Consider the following 22,074-nt stretch of genomic DNA (forward strand, 5'->3'; position numbering starts at 1 on the left):
CGACCCAGACCGGGCCGGTCCAGGGGTATTGCCCGAACCCGCCGCCCCCGTCGTCGGAAGGAACGCCGATCTGCACCGTGAATCCGGGCGAGACGACGATCGCCCCGGGTGCGACCTCCACGATCTGCCGCCCCGGCGGGATCGTGTACAAGGAGGTCTCCTCGGTCGTCAGCGTGTGCGGCGACAACATCCCGGGCCCCGACGGCACCTGCTCCGGCGGGATCTCGAACGTCTCCTCCGGGACGTTCAACCGCCTCGTCCCCGCGACGGAGGTCGAGATCGGCGACGCCTATCTCACGCCGTACGCGGTGATCGTCACCGACGACACCAGCAAGGACGGCCTGATCCAGCCGGGCGAGACCGCGAGCTTCGTGATCCAGGTCCTCAACGCGGGACCGAGGTCGATCGCCGACGCGCAGGCGACGCTGATCGCCCCGCCGTTCGACCTCACCGACGACGGCGTCGCCAACCCGTTCGGCGCGTCGATCCCGGTGGCCACGGCGTCCTACGGGACGATCCAGGGCACGCAGCCCTCCGTCGACTGCGCGCCGCTGCAGCTCCACCCGGCCGGGAACGCCGCGCCGTTCCAGATCACGCTCCCGATCGATCACCCGGCCGACACCGCGCGACCGTTCCAGCTGCAGTTCACCGGAACGGTCGACGGGGCGCCCTTCTCGGCGACGGTGCCGATCGCGCTCGGGGTCGCGGATCGCTGCGATTACGCCGCGGCCACGCGCGACTACGACGGCCTCGACGGGCTGGCGAGCCCGATGGCGAAGCTCGTTCCCGCCGGCGACCCGGTGCCGTTCCCGTCGAAGCACTTCAACGCCGGCAACACCCGTCCGATGAAGATGCGGGCGTTGTGCGGCGGCGTGGAGCTCCGCGGCTCCGACGTGGACGCGCCGGAGATCGTCGGGCTTTCCGAGGCGACTCGGGGGCCGATCGACATCACCGCGATCAACCTCAACGACGATTCGAGCGCGTACGACCCGTTCTTCCGCTGGAACGACTCCACCAAGCAGTGGATCTTCAATCTGCGGACCGACGAGATCGGCACGGGCATGTTCACGGTGACGATCCGGATTGCGGGTCGAAAGGACTACGTCACCGGCTTCGAGCTCCGTTAGGCTTCGTCTCCGAGTCCCGAGGAGGGGTCCCTGCTGATGCGCAACGGGTGTGCCTTCGCGACGATCGTCTTCCTTGCAACCGGCGTCGTCGGCGCCGCCGACGCCCCGCGCCTCGCCAAGGTGGCGGCCGTCCAGAACGTGGTCGAGTCCCGGCGTGCGGGCGGAGCCGACTGGGACAAGGCCGCCCTCGACCAGGCGCTGTTCGCGAACGATCGTCTCCGGACCGGCGCGGGCAGCCGGGCGGCGGTGCTCTACGCGGACGACACGCTCCACCGGCTCTCCGAGAAGAGCGAGGTCGAGGTGGTTCCACCCTCGGGGAGCAGCCCCGGCCTGCTCAAGGTCCTCACGGGCAAGCACTACTTCGCCAGCCGCAAGCCGACCGACTTCCGGCGCGTGGAGACCGCCACCGTCACCGCGGCGATCAAGGGGACCGAGTTCGCGGTCGACGTCGCCGACGACGGCACGACGACCGTCACGATGATCGAAGGGGTCGTGGTCGCCTCCAACGCCCTCGGCAGCGTCGAGGTGGGCGCCGGCGAGCGCGCGACCGCCGAGCCGGGAAAGGCGCCCGTGAAGAGCGTCGTGGTCCGCCCGCGGGATGCGGTCGCGTGGGCGCTTTATTACCCGCAGCTTCCCGGGATCTCCGATCCGGCGACGGCCCGCGCGGCGGAGCAGCTCTCCGCGGGGCTCGTCGACGAGGCGGCGAAGTCGATCGACGCGCTGCGCACCAGCCGACCGCAGGACGCCACCGTCCTCTCGCTGGCTTCGGTCATGGCGCTCGTCGGCGACCGCAAGGACGAGGCGCGGAAGCTCGCCGACGAGGCGGTGAGGGCCGACCCGAGCTCCGTCGCCGCCGCCTTCGCGGCGTCCTTCGTGGCGCAGGCCGGGTTCGATCTCGACCGTGCGGCGCAGGAGGCCGAGCGCGCCGCGGCCCTCGGACCCGACGACCCGGCCGCCCTCGCGCGCGTGGCGGAGCTGCGGATGGGCCAGGGCGATCTTCCGGGCGCGCGCCGCGCGGCCGAGGCGGCCCTCGAGCGGGCGCCCGACGACGCCCGCGCCCTGACGGTGCTCGGATTCGTCGAGCTGGCCTCGCTCCGGTCGGCCCGGGCCTCGAAGCTCTTCGAGCGCGCCGTGCGGGCGGACTCCGGTTACGCCACCGCGCAGCTCGGCCTCGGGATCGCGACGCTTCGGACCGGCGACCCGGTCGCGGGGCGCGAGCGCATCCAGGCGGCGGTCGCGCTCGACCCGTCGAACTCGCTGCTCCGCTCGTACCTCGGGAAGGCGTGGTACGAGGAGAAGCGCGCGATGGAGGCGGGCAAGGAGCTCGACGAGGCCAAAAAGCTCGACCCGAACGACCCGACGCCCTGGCTCTATTCGGCGATCCTCAACCAGAACGAGAACAAGCCGGTCGAGGCCCTCGACGACCTCCAGAAGTCGATCGAGCTCAACGACAACCGGGCCGTCTACCGCTCGCGCCTGCTCCTCGACGAGGACAAGGCGGTGCGCGGCGCGGACCTCGCGCGGATCTTCAACGACCTCGGGTTCGAGGAGGCGGGGCTCGTCGCCGCGCGCCGGAGCGTCGACCGGGATCCCGCGAACCACTCGGGGCACCTCTTCCTCGCCGGCAACTACCGGAACGTGCCGCGGTTCGCGTCGGCGTTCCTGAGCGAGGTCCTCCAGGCGCGCATCTTCCAGCCGCTGAGCGTCAACGCCGCGCGACCGGACGTCGTGAACGCCTCGGCCTCGTTCAACGAGTACACCTCGCTGTTCGACCGGCCGCGCGAGAGGGTCTTCGGCGTCCTGGCCTACGGGACGACCGACACCGACCTCTCCGCGTACGACACCGGCGACGTCTGCGACGGGGTCCCCTGCTACAAGCTCTCGGAGAACGAGGACAGCAACATCGAGCGGGCGAGCGCGACGTTCACCTCGAACGGCGACCGCTACGCCGCGGCCCTGTCGTACTCCACGAACCAGGACGACGGGTTCCGCCTGAACGGCGACGAGAAGACCAACGTGGCCCGCGGCTTCCTGCAGGTCGGGGTCACCGAGCGCGACAGCGTCCAGCTCAACGTCATCGCCGGCGACCGCAACACCGGCGACCTGCCCTTCCGCCAGATCCTCCCCGCGATCACCAACGAGCGTTTCGCCACGGACGAGACCAACATCGGGTTGGGCTGGCACCGCAAGCTCGCCCCCGGCTCCGACCTCGCCGTCTCCGCCATCTACAACAAGACGGAGCAGACCGGTCTCGACTTCTTCCGCACGCCGCGCGCCCGCGCCACCCTCGAGGGGCCGCAGGTCGAGGGGCAGTGGGTGAAGCGGGCCGGACGGGCGACCTGGATCGTGGGCGGCGGCGGCTTCGACGGGACGGTCGAGCTGCGCGACTTCGAGGGGAACGTCCTCGAGGCGGACGATCAGTTCGCCAACGCCTACGGCTACGCGAAGTTCGGCGGCCTCGGCCCGTTCGAGGTCACCGCGGGGGCGTCCGTCGAGAAGGCCGACGTGCCGGTGGGCCTGATCCCGCCGCGCGACTCGATCATCTTCCCGAACAGCCTCGCGTACGACAAGACGACGGCCAGCCCGAAGGTCGGCGCGACGGCGACCTTCGGCTCCGGCACGACGCTGCGCGCGGCGGCGTACCGCCGGCTCGCGCCGTTCCTGGGGCGCCTGCAGACCCTCGAGCCGACGCAGGTCGCCGGGTTCAACCAGTTCTACGAGGACCCGGGCGGCACGCGCTCGTGGAACTACGGCGTCGGCGTCGACCAGTCGCTGTGGCGCCGGACCTTCGTGGGCGCGTCGTGGCTTCGCCGCGATCTCGACGTTCCCGAGGGGTTCTGCGCGACCCCCGACGAGTTCAGCGGTTGCGGCTTCCAGCAGGCGACGCAGATCGAGAACCGCGAGGACACCGAGGAGTACACGAACGCCTACGTGAGCGCGGCCCCCTTCCGCTGGATGGCCGCGAACCTCGCGTGGGACCTCGAGGACCGCGAGCTCGAGTCGACGAACGCGACGCCCACCGGGGGATTCCAGGACCGCATCCGCACCCAGCGCCTGACCCCCGAGCTGCGCTTCTTCTGCCCGGTCGGGGTCTTCGTCCGCATGGCCGGGACCCGGTACAACCAGGAGGTCGACCAGTTCGATTCGTACGCCGAAACCGAACGGACCCGGGTGGAGTCGGATTTCTGGGTCGTGGACGCGGCCGTCGGCTATCGCTTCCCGAAGCGCTGGGGGTCGTTCGTCCTCGACGGGCGCAACCTGCTCAACAAGAAGTTCGTCTTCTATGAGCGCTCGATCCAGGAGACGGTCGTTCCGGCGCGGGCCGTCGTGGCGAGGCTCGAGATCACGTATTGATCAAGGGGCTGCGCCGGGCGCGCGCCGCCGTCCTGCTGGCGCTCGTCCCCGGCATCGTCGGCATCCTGCTGCTGCGGTGGCCCGCGGCGGAGGGGCTCGAACGCGCCGGTCTCGACCTCCTCATGAAGTGGCGCGGCGGGTTGCCGCAGCCCGAGCGCGTCTGCGTCGTCGCGATCGACACCGCCTCGCACAAGGAGCTCGAGGTCCGTACCCCGACCTGGCCGAGGGACCTCCACGCGAAGCTGATCCGGACCCTCGCGGAGGAAGGCGCGAAGGCGATCGCCTTCGACGTCCTCTTCGAGGAGCCGGGCGATCCGGACCGGGACGAGGCGCTGATCTCGGCCCTCGAGGACACGGGGATCGTCGCCATCGGGGCGACGGTCGAGCTCACCGAGGACGGCCAGTTCCGCCAGGCGATCAACCGCGAGCCGTGGGGGCCCTTCGCCGACGCGGCGAAGGCGGTCGCCGACGTGAACCTCCCCTCCGACCACGACGGCGTCATTCGCAGCGCCTGGCTCGCCCCCGACGGCCGTCCCGGCCTCGCCCTCGCGGCGTACGAGATCGCGACGGGGGACACGTCGCACCGCGAGACGGCGACGCGGTTCATCGACTACTACGGTCCGTCTCGCGTGGGGATCCGGACCGTCTCGATCTACCAGGCCCTCGACCCGAAGACCTACCTCCCCACCGGGTTCTTCAAGGACAAACTCGTCTTCGTCGGGTTGTCGGAGCCCGCCGCCGCCGGGCAGGCGCCCAAGGACGCGTTCCGCACGCCCTTCTCGGGCGCGCGGGGCGAGACGACCTACGGCGTCGAGATCCACGCGACGATCGCGGCGAACCTGCTCGAGAAGCGCAGCTACGACCTCCTTCCGTCCTGGGTCGAGACGACGCTGCTCCTGGTCCTGCCCGTGATCGCGCTTCTCGCCTTCGCCTGGCTCGACCCGCGCTGGGGAGTCGGGGTGCTGCTCGCCCTCGCCACGCTTCCCTGGCTGACGGCGCATTGGGCCTTCACGCAGCGCGGGTTGTGGCTCCCGACGATCATCCCGTCGGCGATCCAGCTCCCGCTCGCGTACGTGGTCAGCCTCATCTGGTACTACCTGACGACGGTCCGCGAGCGCGAGCGGGTGAAGCGCGCGTTCGCGCTCTACCTCTCGCCGGAGGCCGCGCGCCAGATCGCCGAGAACCCCGCGGCGCTGAACCTCGGCGGCGAGGAGATCGTCGCCACCGCGATGTTCACCGACATCGCGGGGTTCACGACCGTCGCCGAGTCGATGTCCGCGCACGACGTCGCCGCGATGCTGAACCGTTACTTCTCGGAAGCGACCGGCCACGTCTTCGAGACGGGGGGCACGCTCGTGAAGTACATCGGCGACGCGGTCTTCGCGATCTGGGGGGCGCCGGTGCGCCAGGCCGACCATGCGGCACGCGCCTGCCGCGCCGCGCTCGCCCTCTCGAAGATGAACGCCGAGAGCCTCAAGACGCGGATCGGCGTGCACACCGGCCCGATGCTCGTCGGAAACCTCGGCTCGGCCCAACGCTTCGACTACACCGCGATCGGCGACGCGGTGAACCTCGCGGCGCGCATCGAGGGGCTGAACAAGCTCTTCGGAACGCGCGCGATCGTCTCGGGGGACGCACTGAAGGCGGCGGGGGAGGGATTCCGCGCGCGGCGCCTGGGCCGCGTCCGCGTCGTCGGCCGCAGCGAGGCGGTCTCCCTCTTCGAGCTGCAGGGGGACGACGCCGACGCGGCGCGCCTCGAGACGTTCGCGCGGGCGCTCGAGGCGTTCGACCGGGGGGAGCTCGACCGCGCGGCGGAAGGGTTCGCCGCGATGGGGGAGGACGGACCGTCGGCGTTCTACCTGAAGCAGTGCGATCGGCTGCGCGCGTCGGGGCTCCCCGAAGGCTGGAACGGCGTGATCACCGCGGAGTCGAAGTAGGGGGCGCTACCTCGGGCAATCCCCCGCCGAGGGGTCGGTGCGATCGCGGTTCCGGCTCGATCCCCCGTAGCGACCGGCGCCGGGCGCCCCCGTGAAACGGCTCAGGTAGAAGTAGCCGGTTCCCGGGGCCGGGGTCCCGGTGTCCTCGCGCCCCGCGGTATCGGGGTCCGGGGAGTCATTCTCGAGGCAGACGACGGAGCCGGTCGTCACGCCCGCGTCGGACTCGGTGAGCGACGCGAGATCGCCGCGGATGAAGTCGTACGACGCCGCGACGGGGTTCGCCGCGTCGAGGCGCACCCGCGTGGCGGCCTTTCCTTCCACCCGGAGGGAGATCGTGCTCCTCGCCGCGCGAACCGCGCGGTCCATGTTGACGCGCCCCCAGCCGTGGTAGATGTCGAAGCCCGCGACGTCCTCGGCGGGGCGGCCCTGGAGGTCCTCCGCGCTCGCCCGGAGGAGGTGACGGGCCTCCTCGCGACCAAGCGCGGGATTCATGCTCCGCACGACCCCCACGAGCCCGGCGACCAGCGGCGCCGCCTGGCTCGTGCCGCACCAGGAGCTGTAGCCGCCTCCGCGCGCCGCGCCGAGGATGAGCTCCCCCGGCGCGACGACGTCGATCTCCGCGCCGTAGTTGCTGCCCGACGTCGCGTTGTAGCAGAAAGGGACCGCGCGTCGATCCTGGCCGTCGGTCCCGCCGACGGCGATCGTCTCCGCGTAGCGCCCCGGGTACCGGATGCAGTTGCAGTTGTCGTTGTGGGTGATCGAGACGTGGACGACGCCCGCCTTCCACGCGTACTGGACGCCGTTCAGGAGCGTGCTCGACGCCGAGAACCCGCCCGCGCTCAGGTTCAGGACCCGCGCGCCGTGGTCGGTCGCCCAGATCATGGCGTCGGCCCACCAGGAGTACAGGCCGCTGTTGGTCGCGTCGAGGACCTTGAGCGGGAGGATCCGGCAGTTCCAGCACGCTCCGGCGACTCCCGCGCCGTTGTTGGTGACCGCCGAGGCGATCGAGCCGACGTTGGTCCCGTGACCGTGATCGTCCTCGGGGTCGGCGTCGTTGTTGGCGAAGTCCCAGCCGGCGAGGAGCTTCGCGGCGAGGTCGGGGTGATCGGAGTCGGCCCCGGTGTCGAGGACGGCGACGATCTGGGGCCCGCCGACCGCCACGTCCCACGCCTCTGGGCCGTCGACGTCGTTGTCCGACACCTGCTGGTAGGCCCACTGGCTCGAGAAGCTCGGATCGTTCGGCAGGGTCCCGCCCTCGCCGACCCAGTCCGGTTCCGCGAACGAGACGCCCGGGATCGCCGCGAAGCGGGCGACCGCCGCGGCGACATCCGTCCCGCGCGGCACGTGGAAGCGGTACACCCGGTCGAGCCCCGCGGCGGCGTGCCGGTCGCGCAGGCTCGCGTCCGCGAGCGAGACGCGGAAGGCGAAGTCGATCCACCGGACGGGGGTCTCCCGGATCGCCGCGTCGAGGGCGGGCACGCCGGTGCGCAGCGGGAAGGCGCCGTCCGGGCTCTCTCCCGTGAGGGCCCGGTCGAGCTGGATCAGGAACCACCCGTCGGCGTGTCGAGGGGGACCGGCGGCGGGGACCTCCGACGCGAACGCGAGGAGCAGCGGCGCGAGCACGGCAGGTCGGGGCATGCGGCACCTCCGAACTTGCCTTCAGGGTATCGCGTCCGCGGATCGTTCGGGTAGCTTCAGCGCTCCTTTCGGGGCTCGCGCAGCCGCTCCAGCCGCGCCCGGGCCTGGGCGGTCGCGTCGCGCGCCATCCGGTCCTTCTCCAGGATCGCGAGCCCCTCGACCAGCAGCGGCTCCGCGTCGCCGCGCCGTCCGAGGTCGAGCAGGCACCCGCCGCGCTCGCTCTGGATCCTGCCGAGCTCCCAGTTGTCCCCCGGAACGACGCGCGCGAGACGCTCGTGCGCCTGCGCGAAGACGCGTTCGGCCTCCTCGAGCCGGCCGGTCCGCTGCAGCTCGAGGGCGAGCAGGCGCTCGGTCTTGGCGACCATCCGCTCGTCGGGGGAGGGCGCCCGGAGCTGCCGGTCGCGGTGGCCGCGCAGGAACGCCTCGGCCTCCCCGTCGCGTCCCTGCCCGCGGAGCAGGCGCAGGACCGCCTCCGTCGTCGACCACGAGCGAAGGCCGTCCGAGAGGCGGAGCGCCTCCTCCATCGTGGTGATCGCGAGGTCGGGTCGGCCCGTCGCCTCCTGGGCGTCGGCGAGGGTCCGCAGCATGCCGAAGCGCGCGCGCCCGCTGGCGGCCACCGCGCGCTCCGCGAGCGGGAGCGCGCGGGACGGATCGCGCCGGTCCTTCGGCAGCAGGCCCATCAGGTGGTCCGCGAACTGGTCGATCCGCTCGGGGTCGGCGTCGGGGGCCGCGGTGGCGGCCTCGTACGCACGGGTCATCCGATCGACGACGGCGATCGTCTCCTCGCGGCGGCCGAGGGCGTCGAGGGCGAGGTAGAGCGACTTCATCGCGCGCAGGGTGTCGGGGTGCGCCTCGCCGAGCGTCGCGGCGCGCCGCTCGACGACCTCCCGGAAGATCGGCACCGCCTCCTCCCGGCGGTCGGCGTTCGCGGTGAGGACGCCCAGCTGGTAGCGGCCGAGGACCGTGCGCGGGTGGTCGGCGCCGAGCGCCCGCTCGCGGATCGCGAGGGACTCGGTCACGGCGGCCAGGGCGACGTCGTAGCGTCCGAGCCGCTCCTGGGCGAGCGCGTGCCAGGTCAACGCGTCGGCGGTGGCCGGGTGGTCGTCGCCGTAGATCCGCCGGCTCGAGTCGAGCGCCAGCGCCGTGGCGGCGGCCGCCTCCGCGTAGCGGTAGAGCGAGGTGAGCGCGTTCGCCTGCAGGAGGAGCGCGCGGATCCGCTCCGGGTGGTCGGGACCCAGGTTCCGGTCGACCGTGTCGAGGACGGAGCGGGCGATCGACGCGGCCTCGACCCCGCGCGACTGCAGGGTGAGGGTCTCGGCGAGAAGGCTCTCGATCGTCACGAGGACGCGCCAGGTCTCCGGGCGGTCGCGCGGGACCGCGGACGCCGCGTCCCGGAGCACCGCCTCGGCCCGGGCGAGCTCGCCGGCGACCCGGAGCGCGCGGCCGAGCTCCGCGGCAGTCTCGAGGGTCTCGGGGTGGGAGGGCCCGAGCGCCTCCCGCTCGCGCCCGAGGAGCGCCTCGAGAGCGGCCCTCGCCTCGTCGAGGCGCCCCTCGTCGATCGCGACCCCCGCGACCATCCGCTCGGCCCGGTCGCGCAGCGCCGGGGGCGCCGCGGACCCGGCGAGCAGCACGCGGGCGGCGTCGGCCTGCTCGCGGGCGTCGCGGGAGCGTCCGAGCGACGCGTACGTCTCGGCGAGGGTGAGGCGCACCTCCGCCTCGACCTCCGGTTGCCCTTCGAAGGCGTGATCGACGCTGCGCGCGGCGGCGGCGAGGACCTCGGCGACGGTGGGCTCGTGGCCGAGCGCGACCTCGGGCATCGGGGCGCGCAACAGCTCGTGGAGGACGAAGTCGTTCACCGCCACCGCCCGACGCTCCGCCAGGGTCGCGCGGTCGCGCTCGCGCGCGACGGCGAGGAACCCTCCCGCGAGCGAGAGGCCGACCGCGACCGCCGCCGCGACGGCGAAACGGTGCCGCCGGACGTACTTGCGCGCGCGGTAGGGGAGCGAGCTCCCGAACGCCGCGACCGGGCGATCCTCGAGGAGGGCCTCGACGTCGCGCCGCAGCGCCTCCGCCGTTGGGTAGCGTTCGGCGGGCTCGGGGCGCACCGCCCGGTCGACGATCGCGCGGAGCTCGTTGCCGGGCAGGGGCGCGGGGACCAGCTCCCGCAGGATGAGGCCGAGCTGGTAGACGTCGGTGGCCGCCGTGATGGTGCCCCCCGTCGCCTGCTCGGGGGCGGCCCACGCCGGGGTGAAGAAGCGCACGCCGTCGGCGCGGTTGGCGCGCTCCTCCTCGAGCCGCTGCGCGATCCCGAAGTCGAGGAGCTTGACCTCCCCGGCGGGAGTCACGAGGATGTTCCGCGGCTTGATGTCGCAGTGCACGACGAATCGGCCGTGGGCGTACTCGACGGCGCGGCAGACCTCGAGGAACAGGCGCAGCCGCTCGCGGGGTGCGAGCCGTCGCTCGTCGCAGTAAGCGTCGAGCGGGAGGCCCTCGACGTTCTCCATGACGAAGTACGGCTCGCCCGTCTCCGTGACCCCGCCGTCGAACATGCGCGCGATCCGCGGGTGCTCGAGTTGCGCGAGGATCCGGCGCTCGCGCACCAGCGTCTCGCGCGCCGCCCCCACGGCGAGCCCGGGGTGGAGGACCTTGATCGCGACGCTCTGCTCGAAGTGTCCGTCGTCGCGCTCGCCGAGGAGGACCGTGCCCATCCCGCCGCGGCCGAGCTCGCGCACGATCCGGAACGGCCCGACGCGGGAGAGTTCCCGGTCGGGCCCTGCCGCCTCGGCGATCGTCTCATCGGGGTCGACGCCGAGCTCCGGGGGCGTCTCGAGGAACGAGCCCGAATCGCGGTCGGCGTCGACGAGCGCGAGCGCGGCCTCGAGGAGCACGGGATCGCCGGCGCACAACTCCCGCACCCGCGCGGCCCGCTCTCCCTCGGGGAGCTCGAGGACCGCGTCGAGGACCGGCTCGATGCGGGGCCACAGCCGGGACCAATCCTGCCGCACGCCGACACTCCCTCCGGATCAGGATTAACGGGAAGCGCCGTCCTCGGGGCTCAGCATCGCGAGCAGGAGGGCCCGCGCCTTCCGCCAGTCGCGCTTCACCGTGCTGGGGCTCGCGTGGAGGGCCTCGGCACTCTCCTCCACGGAAAGACCCGCGAACCAGATCATCTCGACGACCTGGACCAGGCGCGGGCTGGTCTGCGCGATCGATTCGAGCGCGGCGTGCACCGCGAGGACGTCGACGATGGGGGCGTCGTCGATCGCGTGCCCTTCCTCGAGGGGCACGCGAGCGCGCTCGCCGCCCCGCTTGCCCGCCCCCCTCCGGCGCGCGTGGTCGATCGCGATCTGGCGCATCGCCCGCGCGGCAACCGCGAAGAAATGCCCGCGGTCGTTCCAGTCGACGCGGGTCTGGTCGACGAGGCGCAGGTAGGCCTCGTGCGCGAGGGCGGTCGCCCCGAGGGTGGGGGTGCGCCCACGGAGCTGGAGCTGGCGCCGGGCGAGGGACTTCATCTCCTCGTACACGGAGGCGAACAGGCGCTGCCGCGCCCCGTCGTCCCCCCGCCGCACGGCCAGGAGCTCGGAGGTGATGTCGCCGGTGCGCTCCGTCACGGCAGCGGCGTCTCCCCGCAGACGTTCCTCGCGGTGACGAGGTAGTAGAACGACTCGCCGGGGACCGCTCCGGCGTCGACGTGCTGGATCCCCGGCGTTCCCGGGTCCCCGTCGGTCACCCCGCTCGCGTGCGCGGGGCCCCAGGCGGGTGGATTCGGGAGCGACTGCCGGTAGACGTTCCAGGTCCACCCCGCGGCCGCCGGGTCGTCCCAGGTCAGGCGCAGGTCGTCCGCGGCGCGGTCGACCCGGAGGTGCGCGGGGTCGGTCGCGTACGCGCACGGCTCGAGGAGGGTGATCGCCTGGTTCACGGCCACGCCCAACTGCTCGGAGACCGCGAGCGAGGCGTTCGGCCAGCGCACGCGGATCCGGTCGACCACGGTCGCCGGGCCCAGCCCGAAGGTCAGCCGCAGCGGCCGCTGCGGCCCCTGGTGGCCGTTCCCCGCCCAGAGCTCCTTCGTCTGCGTGATCCCGCCCGCGGTCACCTCGACGCGCGCGCCGATCGCGGCGCGGTTCGCGTAGCCCGGGGCGCCCACCCCGCGCAGCGTCACCGCGATCCAGGATCGCTGGTTGCCGACGTCGTTCCGGTAGAGGCGGATCCCCGCGTCGTCGAGCCCGATCAGCAGGTCCTCGTCGCCGTCGAGGTCGTAGTCGAGGGGGACCACGTTCCCCGGAACGTGATTGGCGGTGTTGATGTCGTGGAACCCCGAGTTCGGCGTGTCGGGCCGGAAGCGGTGGTCGGCCCCCTGCCGGAAGAGGTAGATGCGGTTGTTGGAATAGCCGCTCTCGGTGATCACGTAGTCCTGGAGCGCGTCCCCGTCGACGTCGATCCAGGCGGCGTGGTGATCGCCGTCGTGGGTCGCGTCGGGATCCTCGGTCGCGCGGTTCGCGACGCGGGTCCAGTCCCACGAGAAGACCCCGCCCGCGCCGTTCGCCACGGGGCCCGAGAACTTCCCGGTGTCCGTGCCCCCGTGGGTGAGGACCTCGAGGAAGTCGATCCTGCCGTCGTTGTCGTAGTCGGCCGGGATGCTCCCGAACGAGGCGACGTTCGACCCGAACCCGCGGAAGTCGTCGTAGTTCGTCGTCGCCTGGACCTGGGTGAAGGTCCCGTTCCCGTTGTTGCGCCAGTGGCGCGGCGCCGAGTAGACGGAGGTGTGGGAGTACGGGGCGGCGAAGAGGTCGGGGTCGCCGTCGCCGTCCCAGTCGAACGCGGCGATGCCGTAGTCGACCGTCGCGGCGGCCGTCAGACCCGCCGCCGCCGTCACGTTGGCGAAGCCCCCGGCGCCGTCGCCCCGGTACAGCTGGTCGTAGGTGAGGCCGTCGGTGCCGAGGCCGGCGATGCACCAGCTCCCCGAGCCGGTCGAGGGGCAGTACCAGTTCCCCGTCCACAGGTCGATCTTCCCGTCGAGGTCGTAGTCGAGGAAGACCTCGGCCGCCGTGTTGTAGGTCGGCTCGAGGTGGAACGGGGATCCCGGGGCGAGCGTGAAGCGGGCGCTCCCGTCGTTGAGCAGGAGCTCGTTCTTCCCCAGGTTCAGGGTCCAGTTCCGGTGGACGTAAACGCCGGTGAACATGTCGAGGTCGCCGTCGTTGTCCACGTCCGCGAAGATCGCGGCGCTCGAGTGGCGCCCCGTGGTCGTCCCCTGGCGATTCGAGCGGATCCCCGACCCCGCGGTCCGGTCGACGTACACGCGCTCCCCGGGGGAGGCCCCGGGCTCGTTGAGGAAGAGGAACTGCTTGTCGAGGACGTCCCCGGTCGTCTCGTCCGGCTTCGTGTGGAGGAGCAGGTCGGGCCAGCCGTCGCCGTTCAGGTCCGCGACCGAGATGCGGAACACGGGGACGCCGGAGAGGCCGGCCTGCGCGGTGACGTCGGTGAAATCGGCCGCAACCGCCGGGACCCCGAGGGCCGCGAGCAGGGCCGCGATCGCCGTTCGCCTCATCCCCACCTCTCCCGGCCGGGAATGTACCCCGAACGTGGGCGATCGGGAGCCGAGCCTGTAGAATCCCGGGGCTCTTGCGTCCATTGTGAATCAGCATTGAGGAGGGAATCCATGCTCCGTCCGCGTCCGTCCGCGCTTCTTTCCGGCCTGCTCCTCGTCGGGGCGGCCGTCCCCGCGACTCTGGCCCAGGGCCTCGAGGTTCCGCAGCCCAGCGTGAGGGCCAAGGTCGAGCAGCGGGTGGGGGTCACCGACTTCGCCCTCGAGTACAACAGCCCCGCCGCCCGCGGCCGGGCGATCTGGGGCGGGCTCGTCCCGTACGGGGAGCTCTGGCGCACCGGGGCGAACTCGTCCACCAAGCTCACCGCCAGCAAGGACTTCACCTTCGGCGACGCGAAGGTTCCGGCGGGGACCTACACGCTCCTGACGATCCCCGGCGCCTCGAGCTGGACCGTGATCCTCAGCAAGAACCTCGGGATCCAGGGGACCAACGGGTACGACGCCAAGGACGACGTCGCGCGCGCCACGGTGAAGCCCGAGACGGCCCCCGCCCGCGAGCGGATGACCTTCGTCTTCTCGGAGACGACCGACGACGCGACCCGCCTCGACCTCGAGTGGGCCGGGCTTCGCGTCTCCGTCCCGGTGAAGGTCGACACCGCCGCGCACGTCAAGGCGGCGATGGACAAGACCCTCGGGGACGCCTGGCGCCCGCACTACACCGCGGGCCGTTATCTCCTCGAGAACGGCGGCGACGTCGACCAGGCCCTGAAGTACTTCGACACCTCGATCGCCGTCCAGCCGACGTGGTGGAACCACTGGTTCAAGGCGCAGGCGCTCGCCAAGAAGGGGCGCGCCGCCGACGCCGTCGCCTCCGCCGAGAAGGCCCAGCAGATCGGCAAGGGCGACAACATCTTCGAGCAGTTCTTCGCGGCCGACGTCCAGAAGGCGATCGACGGGTGGAAGAAGCCCAAGTCCTAGCCTGCCTGGAGCGCCAGAACGCCAGGTTCGCGCCGAGCCCGGCGCGCGACGCCCACCTGCGGGCGCTGCGCGCCGGCGCTCCCGCCGTCGTGACGGGGCAGCAGGTCGGGTTGTTCCTCGGCCCGCTCTTCACCCTCCACAAGGCGGCGACGGCGATCCGGCTCGCCCGCGAGACGGGGGCCGTCCCGGTCTTCTGGCTCCAGACCGAGGACCACGATCTCGCCGAGATCGCGGAGGTGGGGCTCGCCCGCCCGCGGAGCGGGCCGTGGCGCATCGCGCTCTCCGCGGCGGGGGAGGCGGTGTCGATCGCGCATCGCACGCTCCCCGCGTCGGTGCGCGAGGCCCTCGCCGCCGTCGAGGCGGCGCTCGGGCCGTCCGCGCACCTCGATCGCCTCGCCCGGCACTACCGTCCCGGCGTCTCTTGGGGCGACGCCTTCGCCGGCGTCGTCTCCGAGCTCTTCGCCGAGGAGGGGCTGGTCCTCCTGGACCCCAGGGACCCGGCGCTCGCCGCCGCGGCGGGGCCGGTCCACCGGCGGGCGATCGCGGAGTGGCGGGAGATCGCCGAAGACCTGCGGGGCTCGGGGGCCGCCGAGACGGTCCACGTCCGGGACGACGCGCCGCTGTCCTTCTTCCATCCCGCCGGCCCCGAGGGCCGTCGGTGTCGCCTGCGGTGGAACGGATCGGCGTTCGCCGAGGTCGGCAGCGGCCGCGTGCACGCGCGCGAGGCGGTCCTCGCCGCCGACCCCGCGTGTTTCAGCACGAGCGCGCTGCTGCGGCCGATCCTCCAGGACACGTGGCTGCGCACCGCGGCCTACGTCGCCGGCCCCTCCGAGGCCGCCTACTTCGAGCAGCTCGGCCCGCTCTACGACCGGTTCGGCCTCCCGCGCCCCAAGGTCGTCCGTCGCGCGTCGCTGCGCCTGCTCGAGGAGGACGATCGCCGCCGCCTCGAGCGCTCGGGGCTCTCCGCCGATGCGCTCGCGAGGCCCTTCGACGAGGTCCTCGCGGGGGTTCGGGGCCGATTCCCGTCGGACGCTCCCCGGCACGTGCGCGCGGCGCTCGACGCCGCCCTCGACGTCGTCGCTCCCGACCTGCGCGAGGCCGGCGATCGCGCGGCGCGCGCCCTCGAGCGGACGCGCGGCGCCGTGGCGCGCGCGGCGGCCCGCTTCGAGCGGAACGTCGACCGCGCGTGGCGGGAGCGCGACGAGGTGCTCGTCGCCGATGTGAAGCGTCTGCAGGAGCGCCTGTACCCCGGAGGCGTGCCCCAGGAGCGCGCCGTGGGAATGACCTATTTCGCCGCGCGGCACGGGGAGCGCGCGCTCGTCGAGCGGGTCCTCGCGGCGGCGACTCCGGGAACGAGGGACGTGGAGTTATGAGCGACGCGATCGACGTGCTGGCCTTCGGCGCCCACCCCGACGACGTGGAGCTGTTCTGCGGGGGGACGATGATCCGGCTCGCGGGACTGGGCTACCGGACCGGGGTCGTCGACCTGACCCGCGGCGAGCTCGCCACGAACGGATCCCCCGCCGAGCGCGCCCGCGAAGCGGAGGCGGCGGCCGCGGTGATGGGCCTCGCCCTGCGCGAGAACCTGGGGCTTCCCGACGGCTTCCTCGATCCGTCCGCCGGCTCGCCGCACCTCGCGCCCGTCGTCGAGGCGATCCGCCGGCTGCGCCCCGAGGTGGCGCTGATCCCCTGGGTCGAGGACCGGCACCCCGACCACGCCGCCGCGGGGGCGCTCCTCGCCCGCGCCGTCTTCCTCGCCGCGCTGCGGAGGTTCGGGACGGACCCGGCCCGCGAGCGCTTCGCGCCGAGGGCGGTCCTCCACTACGAGATGCGGCACCGCTTCGTCCCGTCCTTCGTCGTGGACACGTCGTCGGCCTTCCCGCGCAAGCTCGAGGCGATCCGATGCCACGCGAGCCAGGTGACGCCCCCCGAGGGGTCGCCGCCGACGCTCGTCGGCTCGCCCCGGGCGATCGAGGCGATCGAGGCGCGCGACCGCTTCCGCGGGAGCGCGATCGGGGCGACCCACGGCGAGGCGTTCCGGAGCGTCGCGACCCTCGGGATCGCCGACCCGGTCGCCTTCTTCCGCGTGAATCCTCCCGGCGAGGCGCACGCCTTCGAGGCCCTGAAGTGAAGGACGCCCTCTCGATCGGCATCGTGTGTTTTCCGAGCCTCGGGGGGAGCGGGATCATCGCGACCGAGCTCGCCTCGGGACTGTCCCGGCTCGGCCACCGCGTGCACGTCATCTCGAGCCAGACGCCCAGCCGCCCGCTCCCGGCCTGCGAGCGGCTGTTCCTCCACGAGGTCCCCGTCTCGGCGCCGCCGCCGCTGCAGCACGCCCCGTACGCCCTCGCCCTCGCGTCGAGCCTCGCCGAAATCGCGACCGACCATTCCCTCGATCTCGTGCACGTGCACTACGCCATCCCCCACGCCGTGAGCGCCTACCTCGCGCGCCAGGTCCTCGGGGCGGGAGCGCCCCGCCTCGTGACGACGCTCCACGGCACCGACGTCACCCATCTCGGGAGCGACCCGCAGTTCCGGCCCGTCGTGCGTCTGGCGGTGGCGCAATCGGACGGCGTCACCGTTCCCTCGGCCTACCTGCGCGCGGAGGCCTACCGGCGCCTCGGGCTCCCGGGAGATCTCTCGATCGAGGTGATCCCCAACTTCGTGGACACCGCGCACTTCGCCCCCGCCCCGGTCCGCGACCGATCCCGGTTCGACGCGTTGTTCGCCTCGGCGGGGTCGGACCCCGCCGACCGCGGGGCGCCGGTCCTCTTCCACGTCTCGAGCTTCCGGGCGGTGAAACGCGTCGTCGATCTCGTCGAGGTTCTCGCGACCGTCCGCGCGCGCACCCGGGCCCGCCTGATGCTCGTCGGGGACGGGCCGGAGCGCGGACGCCTGATGCAGCGCGCGCGGGAGCTCGGGGTCGCGGGGAGCGTCTGTGCGGTGGGAACGCACGCCGAGTTCGCCGATTACCTCCGCCACGCGGACGTGTTCGTGATGCCGAGCGAGAACGAGAGCTTCGGCGTCGCGGCGCTCGAGGCGCTCAGCTGCGGCGTCCCCGTCGTGGCCTACCGCGTCGGGGGGATCCCCGAGGTGGTTTCGGAGGACGCGGGCATCCTCGTTCCCCCGTTCGACGTCGCCGCCCTCGGGGAGGCGGCCGCCGCGATCGTCACCGACGAGGGCCGCCGCGAGGCGCTCGGGGGTGCCGCCCGGGCGCGCGCGGAGACGTATTTCCGCCGCGAACCGGCGATCGAACGCTACGACGCCTACTACCGGCGGATCCTGGCGGAGGCCCGATGAAGGGGATCGTTTCCGTGTGTTTCGTTTCCACCCTCGCCGCCGCAGCGCCGGAGGCCCCGATGGACGCCGGCTCCCTCGCGCACGCCCTCGACCGACTCGCCGTGACCGGACGCGTGCTCTACGTCGCCGCGCACCCCGACGACGAGAACACGCGGCTGCTGACGTATTTCGCGAACCATCGCCACGTCACCGCCGCGTACCTGTCGATGACGCGGGGAGGCGGAGGGCAGAACCTCATCGGCCGCGAGCAGGCGGAGCTTCTCGACGTGATCCGCACGGAAGAGCTGCTCGCGGCGCGCCGGATCGACGGCGCCCGGCAACGCTTCACGAGGCGGCGCGACTTCGGTTATTCCAAATCGGCGGAGGAGACCTTCGCGATCTGGGGTCACGACGCGGCGCTCGGCGACGTGGTCGAGGTGATCCGCTCCTTCCAGCCCGACGTCGTGATCACCCGTTTCAACGAGCAGCCCCCCAACCACGGTCATCACACCGCCTCCGCGATCCTCGCGCGCGAGGCGTTCGAGGCGGCGGCCGACCCGCAGCGGTTCCCCGAGCAGCTCGCGCGGGGCCTGACCCCGTGGAAGGTGACGCGCGTCCTCCACAACGTCCCGACGTGGCGCGACGAGCCGCCTCCCGCGGGGGCCATGCCGCTCGAGGTCGGGCTCTACGACCCGCGCCTGGGCCTTTCCTACGGCGAGCTCGCCGCGCTCTCGCGCAGTCGGCACCAGAGCCAGGGGTTCGGCGTCCCGGGGGAGCGCGGGAAGGTGATCGAGCGTTTCGTCACCGTCGCCGGTTCCGCGCCTTCGTCCGATCCGCTCGACGGCGTGCCGCTCGGGTGGGACCGTTTCGGCGAAAAGGGGACGCCGGTGCAACGCGCCCTCGACGAGGCGCGCAAGGTCCTGGAGCGCGACCGTCCCGAGAAGGCGGTGCCTTCGCTCGTCGCGGCGCTCGCGGCGCTCGACTCCCTCCCCGACGAGCCTCGCGTGCGCGACGCGCGCCGGGATCTGGGCGAAGCGATCGCGGCGGCGTCGGGCCTCTTCCTGCGCGCGACGGCGAAGCGGACGGGGGTCGCCCCGGGGGAGACCCTCGAGGTCTCCGTCGAGGTCGTGCTCCGCCGGGAGGCCGGGATCGCGCTCGTCGACCCCCCCGGGCCGCTCGTCCCGTACGAGAAGAAGATCCTCGAGCGCGCCCTCGCGATCCCGGCGGACGCCCCGGTGACGGCGCCGCCCTGGTCGCGCGACCACGAACGGCCCGTCCTCGCGACGTCGGTCGCCGTCGAGACGCGCGGTCGCAGGATCTCCTTCGAGATCCCGGTCCGGTACGTCTGGACCGACCCGGTCCTCGGGGAGCGCGTGCGCGACGTGCTCGTCGTCCCTCCGGCGACCGTCACGCCGCTGCGCGAGGCCTTCCTCGCGCCGAACGGGAAGGCCGCCACGGTCGTGGCGCGCGCGCGCGCGGGGCGCGACGGGGTCCGCGGGACCGCGACCCTTCCCCTGCCGCAGGGATGGCGGGTCGAGCCGTCGTCGATCCCGGTCGAGCTCGCGAAGGCGGGGGACGAAACGACGCTGCGATTCGACGTGACCCCTCCGGCGGGGGCGGCGCCGATCGAGGTCTCTCCGTCGATCGAGATCGACGGGAGGGGCTGGAGCTTCCGCGAGGACACGATCGACTACCCGCACATCCCCGTGCAGCGCGTCGTGCAGCCGGCGCGAGCGAGGATCGCGCCGCTCACGATCGCGATCCCCGACGGGCTCGTCGGGTACGTCCCCGGCTCGGGGGACTCCGTGGCGGACGACCTGGCGCACCTGGGGGTGCGGGTCGAGACCCTCGACGAGCCCGCGCTCGCTTCGGCCGACCTCTCGCGATTCCGCGCCGTCGTCGTCGGGATCCGCGCGTACAACACGAGCGCCGCGGTGCGGGCCGCGCACGATCGCCTGATGAAGTACGTCGAGGACGGCGGAACGGTCGTCGTCCAGTACAACACGCAAAGCCGCGTCGGTCCCCTCGAGGGACGCGTGGGGCCTTATCCGCTCGAGATCGGCCGCGGACGCGTCACCGACGAGCGCGGGACGGTCACGCCGCTCCTGCCCGATCACGAGCTTCTCTCGAAGCCGAACCGGATCGGCCCGGCGGACTTCGAGGGCTGGGTGCAGGAGCGCGGGCTCTACTACGCGCAGACCTGGGACCCGCGGTACGTTCCGATCCTCTCCGCCGCCGACCCCGGGGAAGAGCCTCTCCCCGGAGGCCTGCTGTTCGCCGCCCACGGGAAGGGACGTTACGTCTACACCGGGCTCGCGTTCTTCCGGCAGCTTCCCGCCGGCGTCCCCGGCGCGTACCGCCTCTTCGTCAACCTCCTGGGGCCGGGGCGATGAAGGCGGAGCCCGAGTCGCCGCCGCCGTTCCTGTCGCGCTGGCGGAACGTCTACGTCCTCGTCCTCGCGGAGCTGGGCGCGCTCGTGGCGGTCTTCTGGGCGCTGACGCGGTGGGCCTCGTGAGCGCGCTCGACTGGGCGGTCCTCGTCGCCACCATCGGGTTCATCGTGGTGTACGGCGCGTGGAAGACGCGCGGCGCGGCCGACATGGACGCGTACTTCCGGGGCGATTACTCGCTGAGGTGGCCGACGATCGGTCTTTCGATCATGGCCACGCAGGCGAGCGCCATCACGTTCCTCTCGACCCCCGGACAGGCCTACGAGGACGGGATGCGCTTCGTGCAGTTCTACTTCGGCCTGCCGCTCGCGATGATCGTGATCAGCACGGTCTTCCTGCCGATGTACTACCGCCTCAAGGTCTACACCGCCTACGAGGTCCTCGAGCACCGGTTCGACGCCCGCGTCCGGTATCTCGGCGCCGTCCTCTTCCTGATCCAGCGGGGCCTCGCGGCGGGGATCACGATCTACGCCCCTTCGATCATCCTCAGCACGATCCTCGGCTGGCCGCTGCAGCTCACCAACCTCGCGCTCGGCGGCCTCGTCGTCGTCTACACGGTCGTGGGAGGGACGAAGGCGGTCAGCGAAACGCAGAAGCAGCAGATGATCGTCATGCTCGGGGGACTCGCCCTCGCGGCGGTCCTCATCGTGTGGCGGCTGCCCGAGTCGGTCTCGCTCCCCGACGCCTTCCGGCTCGCCGGCGCCCTCGACCGGATGAACGTGGTCAGCTTCGACTTCGACCCGAACAGCCGCTACACCTTCTGGTCCGGGATCACCGGCGGCTTCTTCCTCGCCCTCGCCTACTTCGGGACCGACCAGTCGCAGGTGCAGCGTTACCTTTCGGGGCGATCGATGACCGAGAGCCGGCTCGGCCTGATCTTCAACGGGATGTTCAAGATCCCGATGCAGTTCACGATCCTGTTCGTCGGCGTGATGGTCTTCGTCTTCTACCTCTTCGTGAAGCCGCCGATCTTCTTCAACACCCCCGCCCTCGAGCGCGCCGCCTCGAGCGCGCACGCCCCCGAGCTCGCCGCGCTCGAGTCCCGCTACGACGTCGCCTTCGACGCGCGCAAGGAGGCCGCGACCGCGTTCGCGGACGGGGGAGGGGAGGCCGCCCGGGTCGCGCTGCGGGAGGCGGACGCGAGGATCGACGCCCTGCGCGTCGAGGCCAGAGACCTCGTGAAGAAGGCCGTCCCGAACGCCGAGATGCAGGACGCCGACTACGTCTTCCTGAGCTTCGTGCTCGGCTACGTCCCGAAGGGGCTGGTGGGCCTGCTCATCGCGGTGATCCTCTGCGCCGCGATGAGCTCGACCTCGAGCGAGCTCGCCGCCCTCGGCTCGACGACGACGGTCGACCTGTACAAGCGTCTCGGGAGGAAGATCTCCAGCCCCGGGGACGACCTGCGCGCGTCGAAGATCTTCACCCTCCTCTGGGGGGCGATCGCCGTTTCCTTCGCGAGCTTCGCCGCCCTCCTCGACAACCTCATCGAGGCGGTGAACATCCTCGGGTCGTTGTTCTACGGGACGATCCTCGGCCTGTTCGTCGTCGCCTTCTTCTTCAAGTTCGTGTCCGCGACCCCGGTGCTCGTCGGGGCGCTCGCGGCGCTGGCGACGGTCCTCACCCTGTTCTTCACGTCGGACATCGGCTTTCTCTGGTTCAACGCGATCGGGTGCGGGATCGTCGTGGCCGTCTCGGTCGTTCTCGAGTGGGCGAAACGTGCGCGGGCCGCGTGACGGGTTCTCGGGGAGCGCGGCGCAGGGTACGATCGCC

Annotated in this window: 14 protein-coding genes; 10 read left to right on the plus strand and 4 right to left on the minus strand. The window is 72.4% G+C overall.

The window, feature by feature from the left end; translation table 11 throughout:
- The 3 genes from VF139_19450 to VF139_19460 form a co-directional block, all read left to right on the plus strand.
- Window positions 1-1,127, plus strand: a 1,127-nt coding sequence (locus VF139_19450; protein HEX6853581.1) for a hypothetical protein, incomplete at its 5' end; no start/stop codon positions are given.
- Between the two features lie 36 nt (window positions 1,128-1,163).
- Window positions 1,164-4,481: a tetratricopeptide repeat protein gene (locus VF139_19455; GenBank protein ID HEX6853582.1), complete on the plus strand. Its 3,318-nt coding sequence runs from the start codon at window positions 1,164-1,166 to the stop codon at window positions 4,479-4,481.
- On the plus strand, window positions 4,478-6,418 hold the full coding sequence (locus VF139_19460; GenBank protein ID HEX6853583.1) for an adenylate/guanylate cyclase domain-containing protein: 1,941 nt from the start codon (window positions 4,478-4,480) through the stop codon (window positions 6,416-6,418). Before VF139_19455 ends, VF139_19460 begins: the two co-directional genes overlap by 4 nt.
- Before the next feature lie 6 nt (window positions 6,419-6,424).
- Here the strand turns inward: VF139_19460 and VF139_19465 are convergent, their stop codons facing one another.
- Genes VF139_19465 through VF139_19480 form a run of 4 tightly spaced genes read right to left on the minus strand, consistent with a single transcriptional unit; the run spans window position 6,425 to window position 13,601 of the window.
- On the minus strand, window positions 6,425-8,056 hold the full coding sequence (locus VF139_19465; GenBank protein HEX6853584.1) for a S8 family serine peptidase: 1,632 nt from the start codon (window positions 8,054-8,056) through the stop codon (window positions 6,425-6,427).
- Window positions 8,057-8,112: 56 nt separating this feature from the next.
- On the minus strand, window positions 8,113-11,061 hold the full coding sequence (locus tag VF139_19470) for a serine/threonine-protein kinase (GenBank protein ID HEX6853585.1): 2,949 nt from the start codon (window positions 11,059-11,061) through the stop codon (window positions 8,113-8,115).
- A gap of 24 nt (window positions 11,062-11,085) precedes the next feature.
- On the minus strand, window positions 11,086-11,667 hold the full coding sequence (locus VF139_19475; protein ID HEX6853586.1) for an ECF-type sigma factor: 582 nt from the start codon (window positions 11,665-11,667) through the stop codon (window positions 11,086-11,088).
- Entirely contained in the window at window positions 11,664-13,601 is a 1,938-nt protein-coding gene (locus tag VF139_19480; GenBank protein ID HEX6853587.1) for a CRTAC1 family protein, read from the minus strand. The genes VF139_19475 and VF139_19480 overlap by 4 nt, the downstream gene beginning before the upstream one ends.
- A gap of 111 nt (window positions 13,602-13,712) precedes the next feature.
- Here VF139_19480 and VF139_19485 point away from each other — a divergent pair, with 111 nt between their 5' ends.
- From VF139_19485 to VF139_19515, 7 genes are read left to right on the plus strand one after another with little or no spacing between them, the layout of a single operon-like run.
- Entirely contained in the window at window positions 13,713-14,576 is an 864-nt protein-coding gene (locus VF139_19485; GenBank protein HEX6853588.1) for a DUF2911 domain-containing protein, read from the plus strand.
- A complete protein-coding gene (gene bshC, locus VF139_19490; protein ID HEX6853589.1) occupies window positions 14,555-15,949 on the plus strand; it encodes a bacillithiol biosynthesis cysteine-adding enzyme BshC in 1,395 nt (464 codons plus the stop codon). The genes VF139_19485 and bshC overlap by 22 nt, the downstream gene beginning before the upstream one ends.
- The gene (gene bshB1, locus VF139_19495) at window positions 15,946-16,707 is read left to right on the plus strand and encodes a bacillithiol biosynthesis deacetylase BshB1 (protein HEX6853590.1); all 762 of its coding nucleotides are present in this window, start codon (window positions 15,946-15,948) and stop codon (window positions 16,705-16,707) included. The genes bshC and bshB1 overlap by 4 nt, the downstream gene beginning before the upstream one ends.
- The gene (bshA, locus tag VF139_19500; GenBank protein HEX6853591.1) at window positions 16,704-17,876 is read left to right on the plus strand and encodes an N-acetyl-alpha-D-glucosaminyl L-malate synthase BshA; all 1,173 of its coding nucleotides are present in this window, start codon (window positions 16,704-16,706) and stop codon (window positions 17,874-17,876) included. The genes bshB1 and bshA overlap by 4 nt, the downstream gene beginning before the upstream one ends.
- Window positions 17,873-20,248, plus strand: a complete 2,376-nt coding sequence (locus VF139_19505) for a PIG-L family deacetylase (GenBank protein HEX6853592.1) — start codon at window positions 17,873-17,875, stop codon at window positions 20,246-20,248. Before bshA ends, VF139_19505 begins: the two co-directional genes overlap by 4 nt.
- Window positions 20,245-20,370, plus strand: a complete 126-nt coding sequence (locus tag VF139_19510; protein ID HEX6853593.1) for a hypothetical protein — start codon at window positions 20,245-20,247, stop codon at window positions 20,368-20,370. The genes VF139_19505 and VF139_19510 overlap by 4 nt, the downstream gene beginning before the upstream one ends.
- Window positions 20,367-22,037: a sodium:solute symporter gene (locus VF139_19515; GenBank protein ID HEX6853594.1), complete on the plus strand. Its 1,671-nt coding sequence runs from the start codon at window positions 20,367-20,369 to the stop codon at window positions 22,035-22,037. The genes VF139_19510 and VF139_19515 overlap by 4 nt, the downstream gene beginning before the upstream one ends.
- Window positions 22,038-22,074 lie beyond the last annotated feature (37 nt).

Source organism: Candidatus Polarisedimenticolaceae bacterium (assembly GCA_036376135.1).
Lineage (GTDB): Bacteria > Acidobacteriota > Polarisedimenticolia > Polarisedimenticolales > DASRJG01 > DASVAW01.